Annotated in this window: 7 protein-coding genes; 2 read left to right on the plus strand and 5 right to left on the minus strand. The window is 56.7% G+C overall.

Translation table 11 applies throughout. From position 1 onward, the window contains the following. Nucleotides 1-31: 31 nt before the first annotated feature. The 5 genes from P2081_RS19475 to P2081_RS19495 are packed head-to-tail and all read right to left on the minus strand — an operon-like array spanning nucleotide 32 to nucleotide 5,677. Nucleotides 32-1,027, minus strand: a complete 996-nt coding sequence (locus tag P2081_RS19475; protein WP_278924460.1) for an aldo/keto reductase — start codon at nucleotides 1,025-1,027, stop codon at nucleotides 32-34. After that, nucleotides 1,017-1,997, minus strand: a complete 981-nt coding sequence (locus tag P2081_RS19480) for a sugar-binding transcriptional regulator (protein ID WP_278924461.1) — start codon at nucleotides 1,995-1,997, stop codon at nucleotides 1,017-1,019. Before P2081_RS19480 ends, P2081_RS19475 begins: the two co-directional genes overlap by 11 nt. After that, nucleotides 1,994-3,022, minus strand: coding sequence for an ABC transporter permease (locus P2081_RS19485; RefSeq protein WP_278924462.1), 1,029 nt, complete (start codon nucleotides 3,020-3,022; stop codon nucleotides 1,994-1,996). Before P2081_RS19485 ends, P2081_RS19480 begins: the two co-directional genes overlap by 4 nt. Before the next feature lie 34 nt (nucleotides 3,023-3,056). Beyond that, nucleotides 3,057-4,631 carry a sugar ABC transporter ATP-binding protein gene (locus tag P2081_RS19490; protein ID WP_278924463.1) on the minus strand — a complete coding sequence of 525 codons (1,575 nt, stop codon included), beginning with the start codon at nucleotides 4,629-4,631 and terminating at the stop codon, nucleotides 3,057-3,059. Between the two features lie 26 nt (nucleotides 4,632-4,657). Continuing rightward, nucleotides 4,658-5,677, minus strand: a complete 1,020-nt coding sequence (locus tag P2081_RS19495) for a substrate-binding domain-containing protein (RefSeq protein ID WP_278924464.1) — start codon at nucleotides 5,675-5,677, stop codon at nucleotides 4,658-4,660. Between the two features lie 445 nt (nucleotides 5,678-6,122). On the opposite strand from P2081_RS19495, the gene P2081_RS19500 reads away from it, so the two are divergent. Both P2081_RS19500 and P2081_RS19505 read left to right on the plus strand, forming a co-directional pair. After that, nucleotides 6,123-7,898 carry a CHASE domain-containing protein gene (locus P2081_RS19500; protein WP_278924465.1) on the plus strand — a complete coding sequence of 592 codons (1,776 nt, stop codon included), beginning with the start codon at nucleotides 6,123-6,125 and terminating at the stop codon, nucleotides 7,896-7,898. A 1-nt stretch (nucleotide 7,899) separates the two neighbouring features. Further along, nucleotides 7,900-8,340 carry a response regulator gene (locus P2081_RS19505; protein ID WP_278924466.1) on the plus strand — a complete coding sequence of 147 codons (441 nt, stop codon included), beginning with the start codon at nucleotides 7,900-7,902 and terminating at the stop codon, nucleotides 8,338-8,340. Nucleotides 8,341-8,478: the final 138 nt, after the last annotated feature.

Below are 8,478 nucleotides of genomic sequence, written 5' to 3' on the forward strand. Positions count from 1 at the left end.
GGCAGAATTTAGGTCAACCAGGGGCAGGTGATCAGCCGTCTAGGTCGTGTAGATGTCGCTTCGCGGCAGTGTTGATGCCTTGGATGTCTGCGGCAGAAAGCCGGATACGCCCGGCCTTGGCATTTTCCAGGGCCTGGTCGGCATTGCGCGCACCGCACAGGGAAAAGGTGATACCGGGCTGTTGCAGGGTCCAGGCAATGACGATCTGCGCCAGACTGGCAGAATGGGCTGCGGCGATGGGGGTGATTTCCTCCATCAGCTGTTGCACCTTTTGCCGGTTTGGCGCTGAAAAGCGCGGGTTATCCCGGCGCTGGTCATCGCCTTCGAATTTGCGTTCGGCGGTCATTTTTCCTGACAATAGCCCCAGCGCCAGCGAGGAATAGCTGAGCACAGAGACGCCGTTTTCCTGCGCGAGCGGCAGCAAGGTCTGCTCGATGTCTCGCTTTACCATGCTGTATTCTTCCTGGATGGCATCCAACTGCCCGGCCGCCAGATAGGCGCTGATATCTGCGGTACTGGTATTGCTGGCACCGATAGAGCGGATTTTGCCCTGCTTCTTCAGCAGTTCCAGTGCCTCCATAGTTTCCTCAACCGGGGTGGTCGGGTCCTGCCAATGGGTGATGTAATGGTCGATGTAATCGGTTCCCAGCCGTGTGAGGCTTTGTTCGACCTCGTAGACGATCGCATCGCGCCCCAGGTAGCGATGCACTGGTCCGCTCTCAAGGTCAAAGAAATGGTTGCCGTTCTGGCAGTGCCAGACAAGCCCGCATTTGGTGGCAAGAACAACCTTGTCGCGCCGCCCCTTCAGGGCCTTGCCGACGATTTCCTCGGCGGTGCCCTGCCCATAGGCAGGGGCGGTGTCGATCAGGCTGATGCCCGCGTCAATCGAGGCCTGGATTGCCTTGATCGAAGTGGCCTCGTCGGTGCCACCCCACATCCAGCCGCCAATGGCCCAGGTGCCCAGACCAATGGCCGAGGCTTCTATTCCACTTTTGCCAATCGGGCGCGATAGCATTTCATGCGACATTGGGTTTACTCTCTTTTGGGTTCAATAGGTTGAGCGCGGTTTCTTCGTCCAGCACCAGGGCATCCAGATAGCCTCCGTTCAGCGTGGCCCGGATAGGGCGGGCTTTTCCCAGCCCCGAGGCGATGCCAATCACGCGGCCACATTCGGCCAGATCTCCGGGATCAAGGGCAACCAGGCGGTGGTTCAGGGGGTAGTCCGCTACCCGGCCATCATCGCCGATCAGATGCGCCAGCAGTTCCGCCACAACGCCAGAATTGGCCAGCATCTTGCGATCGGCTTCGTGGACCGGGTTCAGGTCGTAATAGCTGGAGTCCGCCGCCTGAATCGAGCCAATCCCCAGCAGCGCAACATTTGCCTTGCGCGCAATATCAAAGACATCCCGCACCGATCCGACCTCCATCAGCATGTCGCGCTGGGCCCGGGTTTCAGCAAAGAGTGGCGCATGTACCAGCATGGCGCGCCCGCCCAAGCGTTCTGCCAGCTGGGTGGCCAGGTGGTTGACGTCGGTGAAATACTTGCCCTGCACCCCGCCTGTCAGCGGTACAACGGTGACATCGCGTGCGATATCGGCCGTCAGGTTTTCGACTACCGCGCTGATGGCCTTACCGCCGGTGATGGCAATGACATCGCCATCGCGCAGGGTTTCCAGCAGGAAATTGGCTGCCGCCCGGCCCACCTGTTGCAGGGTTGTATCAGGATTTCCCGACGCCGTGGGGGTAATCACCGCGCTGTGCAGCCCGGTGGTCTGGACCATCTGTTCTTCACAGTCGATCAGATGCTGAAACCGGCTTTTGATGTCAATCTTGACCATGCCCATCCGTCGCCCCTGGGCGATCAGCCGGTTCACCTTGGAGGTTGACAGGTTGAGTTTTGTTGCGATCTCGGACTGTTTCAGACCCTCAACAAAGTGGAGCACAAGAACCGCGTGAATTTGACGGGCGGTTTCATAGTTAGGGCTTGCTTCGGTCATTTGCGTGCCCGCCGTTTTTGCAGGTAGTGATCAATCGATACTGCCGCCAGCAGGATAGAGCCGCGAATGATGTCTTGCCAGTAGACCGATACATCCAGCAGCGCCAGCGAACTGGAGACCACCGACAAAAGGACTACGCCGAGGATTGCACCAAAGATCGTGCCGGTACCGCCCGACAGGCTGGCGCCGCCGATCACCGCAGCGGCAATCACGTTCAGCTCCATGCCGATGCCAAATGTTGGCTGTGCCGATCCAAAGCGGGCCATATAGATGATCCCGGCAAATCCGCAGAGCGCTGAACACAGCGTGGTGGTGAGAAAGACAACCTTCTTGGTGCGGATCCCCGAATAGGCGGCGGCGCGTTCATTGCTGCCGGTGTAAAAGACCTTGCGAAATACGGTTGTCTTGCGCAGCAGGAAATCAAAGGTCACCACGGTCAATAGAAAGATGATGATCACCAGTGGCACCGGCCCGATAGAACCCTGGCCGATGAACTTGAACTCGGGGGGCAGGGTGAACAGGCCCAGCGGACGCCCGCCAGTCGCCAGCAGGCAGATGCCGCGGGCAATCACCATGACGGCCAGCGACACGATGAAGTGGTGCAGCCCGACACGGACGACAAAGAACCCCATGATGGCCCCGACGCCAGTACAGACCAGAATGGCAATCGCCGAGGCAAGCCAGGGGTCAACCCCTGCCAGGAACAACCAGCCCGCAACCACCATTGCCAGTGCGGTGACAGAGCCGACAGACAGGTCGATGCCGCCTGAAATCAACAGGATTGTCATGCCTATGACCACGATGCCTTCGACCGCGAAGGCCATGACCATCGCGCGCATGTTTACCCAGGTCAGAAAATAGGGCGATGCAAACGACATCACGATAAACAGAGCTAGAATGATCGCAATCAGCCCCGTTTCCCGCATGCGCAACAGTCGCAGCACAATGTTCTGCGCTGCTGCCGCGCTGGCCTGATTTGGGGTGGGCCCCGTTCCGCCAGTCTGTGTTGTGCCGGTTTCTGTCAAAGTAGAGTTCCTCACCGCTTTGGTCCTTTGTCTTTCACGCCGCCGTCGCATCGGTGACCGATACCAGCTGCATGATGTTTTCTTCTGTCATCTGTGCGCCGCTGACTTCACCGCTGATGCGGCCTTCGCGCACCACTGCTACCCGGTCGCACAGGCCAATCAGTTCCGGTAGCTCTGAGGAGATGACGACAATCCCGACACCCTGGGCGGCGAGCGCGCGCAGAATGCGGTGGATTTCGCATTTGGCACCGACATCCACGCCGCGTGTGGGTTCATCCAGAATAATGAGTTTCGGATTGATGCTCAGCATCTTGGCAATCGCTACCTTCTGTTGATTGCCACCGGACAGCGACGATACCGGGTCGCTGAGCTTGCCACATTTCAGGTTGAGCATGCGCCCCAGATCTGCGGCTTGCTGGGTTTCCTGCGCGCTGTTCAGCACTCCGAGCGGGGATGATACCCGCTGTAAATCCAGGGCAGATACATTGGCCGAAATCGCCATGTCCAAGAAGATGCCATCGCCTTTGCGATCTTCCGACAGGTAGACCACACCGGCCTGGATACTGTCTTGATAGTCTCGTGGGGTCAGGGGGGCGCCATTCAGAAAGGTCTCGCCGCGCACCTTGCATTCAAGGCGGCACACGCCTTTGGCAATCTCGCTGCGGCCAGAGCCGATCAAGCCACCAAAGCCAAGGATCTCGCCGCGCTTCAGGTGGAAACTGATATCGTGAAAGCGATTGCCATCTGTCAGGTTGCGGACCTCAAGGATCATATCGTCGCTGCGATCGGCGGCGGCCAGCTTGGGCGGGTACAGATCGTCGATGACGCGGCCCACCATGGCGTTGACCACATCGTCCGGACCAATATCTGCAACCTCTTGGGTGGTAATATGCTGCCCGTCGCGAAACACGGTTACCCGGTCACAATTGTCGAATATTTCGACCATGCGATGCGAAATATAGATTATGGAAATGCCCTGATCCGCCAGTTTCCGCATGATGCCAAACAGGATTTGCGCTTCTTTCTCGGTCAGTGCGGCGGTGGGTTCATCCAAAATCAAGACCCGGCACTCCAGCGTCAGCGCCTTGGCGATTTCCACCAACTGCTGGTTGGAAATGGACAGGTCGCGTACCAGGGTCGCGGGTGAAATATCGCACAGCTGGCCAAGGGTCGTCGCGGCTTTGGCATGCAGGTCGCCGTAGTCCATCACCAGGGCGCGGCTGACATTGGTGGCTGCCATAAAGATGTTTTCTGCGACGCTGACATCCGGGCACAGGGCGATTTCTTGATGGACAAAGCCAATGCCCAGCTGTTGCGCCCGTGTGGGGGACGCGATGGAGACGGCCTGACCATCGATCAGGATTTCCCCGCTGTCCGGATGCAGGATCCCGTCGATGATATTCATCAGGGTTGATTTCCCCGCCCCGTTTTCCCCGGCCAGGGCATGTATTTCACCTCTGCGCAGATCAAAATTCACCCCGCGCAGCGCGCGGACAGAACCAAAGGATTTGGACACATCGGAAATTTTCAAAAGCAGATCTTCGGTCATGGGTTTGTCGCCATCGGTTTTGGGCAAGGGGCGGTTGGGGCGGCGATGCGCGTGCTGCATCGCCGCCTTCAGCGTGCGCAGGCCAGTTAGCTTGGGTCGCGATCAGCCATATAGGTGTTCAGATCAAAGCTGTCGGCATTGTCCTGGGTGATCACCGCAAAACCATTGTCAACATAGGGGATCTGCATCGGGTTGAAGCCCGAGACCTTGTAGTCGTTGAAGGGATCAAACACATCGCTGTGGGCGGCAAAGAAAACCGACAGGAACCCCATGAAGCCCTGCATGCCCTGGTTCGGGTTCAGCGCCATGTGGATGTTTCCGGCCTTGATGTGTTCCAGCGTTGCGGGTGTCACATCGGCATGCATGATCAGCACATCGGATTTGGCCTCAAGGATTGCGGCAACTGCCCCCTCGGCAGAGCCCGCCTCTGGGATCCAGATGGCACCAAGATCCGGATTTGCCTGAACGATTGAGGCCGTGGCGCGATAGGCGGCGTTGCTATCCTGGTTGGTTGCCTGGCGTCCCACCAGTTTCATGTTTGGGTAGTGGGTTTCCATATAGGAAACCAGGGCTGTCACCCGCAGGTCGTGGTTAGATTGGCCGGGATTTTCCAGCACTGCATATTCGGCGCTGTCGCCGATCTGGCTGACGATCTCTTCTGCGGCGAATTTGGCCTCGGCGTGATTGTCCGATGTAATATAGGCGGTGCGGTTCGAATTTGGAGAATCAGCGGCAAAGGTCGCAACCTCGGTGCCGGTCTCAATCGCCCGGTTGATTGGTTCGATAAAGGGATCCGACTGCATCGGGTGCAGCAGAATACCGGCGGGGGCCTTGACCAGATCCTGTTCAAAAGAAGCAATCTGCTTGGTGATGTCGTAGTCAGGTGTACCCGAAAATACGGTGTTGCAGCCAAAGGCTTCGGCCGCTTGTTTGAATCCCTGATAGACGGGCACCCAATAGGGGTGGCTCGAGACCATCACGTTCATGATATAGGTTTCGCCTGGTTCGCAGGCCAGTGTTCCTTCGGCCATGGCGGGTGTCGTCGTCACTGTAGAAACAGCCAATACTGCAGACGCGATCAGCCTTTTTGTAGTCACTTTCTTCATGTCTTCCTCCCTGAGTAAAGGCTCTTTGGCCTTAAGAATGTGCCCGGCTCCCCGGATTTCGCAAGAAATACCAAAGGCCGAAATTACATTCAGTGCGCCTACTGATCCGTAGCAACCCGGGTTTCGTCAACAACAAATGGGAAAACTATCTTGTAGTGAAATTTATTTCATTTTGACCGGGCTGCGGCTGTCGGGTGCAAGACGTCAGGGCCGTTTGGTCCCAATCTGGCTGGATTGGCCCCCGCAGGCATCGCCCATGCACACGCCGCTGACCCAACCTCGCGGATAAAGCTGCCCCTTGGCTAAAGCCATAGGTTGTAGTAGCCTGATTTGACCGTTGCAGGCTTCATGCTCCACTAGCTGCCTTTCTATGCTGGTTTTTGGCAGTGTGGCCCAATTTCAGGGGGCTGTTTTGATGTTTTCTGGCGGGAAAAGGAGACGTGCGATGAAGGTCATCGGTGCTGCGGGGGTTCGCATCTCTGCGTTGCATTTTGCTATCATTGCGATGTCGCTGGCGATGACCATTGGCGCCTGGCTTTATTCCAAACATCAATTGAATATTCAGATCGAAAACCGGTTCACCGCCTCCAAAGAACGCACCATTGGCCTGATAATCGACCGGATGTCGCGCTACGAAGATGCGCTTTGGTCGGGGGTGGCAAATATTGCCACGCTAGAGGGGGAACTGTCGCATCAGGAATGGCGCGCCTTTGCTAATTCACTGAATCTGGAAGAAAAATACCCTGGGGTCAACGGGATTGGCGTGATCTATCAGGTCGCGCGTTCAGAGCGCGCGGCCTTCATGGCAGAGCGGGAGCGAGAGGGGCGAAATTTCAAGATCTTCCCCGCACATGATGAGGAGGTCTTGCTGCCGATCACCTTTGTCGAACCAGAGGCTCTCAATGCGGCGGCTGTCGGGCTGGATGTGGCGCATGAAAACAATCGGCGCACAGGTCTATTGGCCAGTCGCGACAGCGGGATGGCGCAGATTACCGAGCCGATCATTTTGGTGCAGGACAGCGGCAATACACCTGGGTTCCTGTTTTACACGCCATTTTACGAAGGCGGCCAACCCGACACGGTAGAAGAGCGTCAGGCGCGTTTTTCCGGGGTCGTCTATGCGCCTTTCATCATGCGCAAACTGGTTGCAGGTCTGCTTGCCAAGGATCTGCGCGAAATTCACTTTAGCATCCATGATGGTGGCACGCTGCTCTATGATGAACACAGCCAGACCTTCGAGCCGGAATATGACCCCAGCCCGATGTTTCGCGAGTTGGTCGAGTTGAATATCTACGGGCGGACCTGGACGGTTGATATCCGCACGACCAAAGCCTTTCGGACGCAGAATCTTTCGACCCAGCCAACCATAATCCTGATTGCAGGTTTGGTGATCGAGCTGTTGGTGATTGCCTTGATCGCAATGATGGCCCGCGCCAATAGCCGCGCCCAGGCCTATGCAAATGAGATCACCGAAGAGCTGCGGGCCAAGACCGTCAGCCTGGAACGGGCAAATGAGGAAATCGAGCAATTTGTCTATATTGCCTCACATGATCTGAAAACACCGACGCGCGGCATTGGGTTTCTGACGGACGTTCTGGAAGAAGACCTGGAAGAGGTGATCGGCCCGCTTGAGACCCACAGTGAAATCAAGGAGCACCTACAGCTTATCCGTGAGCGGCTGGAGCGCATGGAAAATCTGACCAGCGGCATCATGGAATTTTCGCGTATCAACTACGCATCGGCGGATTTGACCGCTTCGCTGCAGATCAGTCGCATCGTTGCCGATTGCGTTGCCGATTTCAAGCTGCGCCCCGATCAGATCCAACTGCAATCTGCTGTGGAAACGCTGTCTTGCGATAGTACGCGCTTTCGCCGTGTGATGGAAAATCTGATTGGTAATGCGTTTAAATACCACCCGGATCGCGAGGCCGCCGAAGTCGAGATTGACATAGAAGATGAAGGCGACACGCTGTTTGTGTCGATCAGCGACAACGGCCCCGGCATTGCGCCGGAGCACCAGAAAAAAATCTTTGATGTGTTCCAAACCCTGCGCAAAGGCACCGACCCTGACAGCACAGGTATTGGGCTGGCTATCGTGAAAAAGGCAGTTACACGTCACGGATATGATATTTATCTGGACTCGACGCTTGGAAATGGCGCTACGTTTTCGTTTCATTGGCCAAAATCGGAGTTTGCCAGCTCCCTTGAAGAGGTTGCCTGACATGACCCGACAGATGAATGTCTTACTGGTCGAAGACGATGACGTGGATGCGATGATCGCCCGACGTGCGCTGAAAAAGATCGCACCGGACGCCGTCGTTGTGCACGTGCAGGACGGGATCGAGGCCCTGGAGCTTCTGAAGAACGACACCAATCAATGCGCCATTCCACATCCCTATTTTATCCTGCTCGATATCAATATGCCACGGATGAACGGACATGAGCTCCTGGCAGAGCTGCGCGGCCTTGATACCGGGCATGCCGATACCGTGGTCTATATGTTCACGACCTCCGACAACCCAAGCGATATTGAACGCGCGTATAGCAGTCGCGCAAATGGCTATATCTTGAAGCCCTGCAATCAGGATAGCCTAAGGAATACTCTGGAAACCCTGCAAAACTTCTGGCGTGTGTGCGAGCCGCCGCTTGCGCCGGGCGTTTGATCAGGCCTTGTTCACGATGACCTGAGCCCCTGAATTTCCTCCAGTTTTGTGTAGAGTCCGCCCAACCGAAGGACGGACAAATGAAGACGAGATTCACGGACGAACAGATCATCCAAATGATCAAGGAGCAGGAAGCTG

Origin of the sequence: Pseudophaeobacter profundi, from assembly GCF_029697505.1 — a bacterium.
GTDB lineage: Bacteria > Pseudomonadota > Alphaproteobacteria > Rhodobacterales > Rhodobacteraceae > Pseudophaeobacter > Pseudophaeobacter profundi.